Origin of the sequence: Tardiphaga robiniae (assembly GCF_013359755.1) — a bacterium.
Lineage (GTDB): Bacteria > Pseudomonadota > Alphaproteobacteria > Rhizobiales > Xanthobacteraceae > Tardiphaga > Tardiphaga robiniae.
Map to the genome: position 1 here is coordinate 1 of NZ_JABMCJ010000073.1, position 723 is coordinate 723.

At 50.3% G+C, this 723-nt stretch carries 3 protein-coding genes; all 3 read right to left on the reverse strand.

What is annotated here, in order from left to right; all coding sequences use genetic code 11:
* A partial coding sequence (locus HP556_RS30565; protein ID WP_175366380.1) for a DUF1382 family protein occupies positions 1–82 on the reverse strand: 82 nt, incomplete at its 3' end.
* Positions 55–243 carry a DUF1317 domain-containing protein gene (locus HP556_RS06715; RefSeq protein WP_001251812.1) on the reverse strand — a complete coding sequence of 63 codons (189 nt, stop codon included), beginning with the start codon at positions 241–243 and terminating at the stop codon, positions 55–57. The genes HP556_RS30565 and HP556_RS06715, both read right to left, overlap by 28 nt.
* The coding region (locus tag HP556_RS06720) for a lambda exonuclease family protein (protein WP_175366379.1) at positions 234–723 on the reverse strand (490 nt) is incomplete at its 5' end. The genes HP556_RS06715 and HP556_RS06720, both read right to left, overlap by 10 nt.

Genomic DNA, 723 nt, shown 5'->3' on the forward strand with positions numbered 1-723 from the left:
GCACAAACCTGATTCCAATTTGAGCAAGGCTATGTGCCATCTCGATACTCGTTCTTAACTCAACAGAAGATGCTTTGTGCATACAGCCCCTCGTTTATTATTTATCTCCTCAGCCAGCCGCTGTGCTTTCAGTGGATTTCGGATAACAGAAAGGCCGGGAAATACCCAGCCTCGCTTTGTAACGGAGTAGACGAAAGTGATTGCGCCTACCCGGATATTATCGTGAGGATGCGTCATCGCCATTGCTCCCCAAATACAAAACCAATTTCAGCCAGTGCCTCGTCCATTTTTTCGATGAACTCCGGCACGATCTCGTCAAAACTCGCCATGTACTTTTCATCCCGCTCAATCACGACATAATGCAGGCCTTCACGCTTCATACGCGGGTCATAGTTGGCAAAGTACCAGGCATTTTTTCGCGTCACCCACATGCTGTACTGCACCTGGGCCATGTAAGCTGACTTTATGGCCTCGAAACCACCGAGCCGGAACTTCATGAAATCCCGGGAGGTAAACGGGCATTTCAGTTCAAGGCCGTTGCCGTCACTGCATAAACCATCGGGAGAGCAGGCGGTACGCATACTTTCGTCGCGATAGATGATCGGGGATTCAGTAACATTCACGCCGGAAGTGAATTCAAACAGGGTTCTGGCGTCGTTCTCGTACTGTTTTCCCCAGGCCAGTGCTTTAGCGTTAACTTCCGGAGCCACACCGGTGCAAACC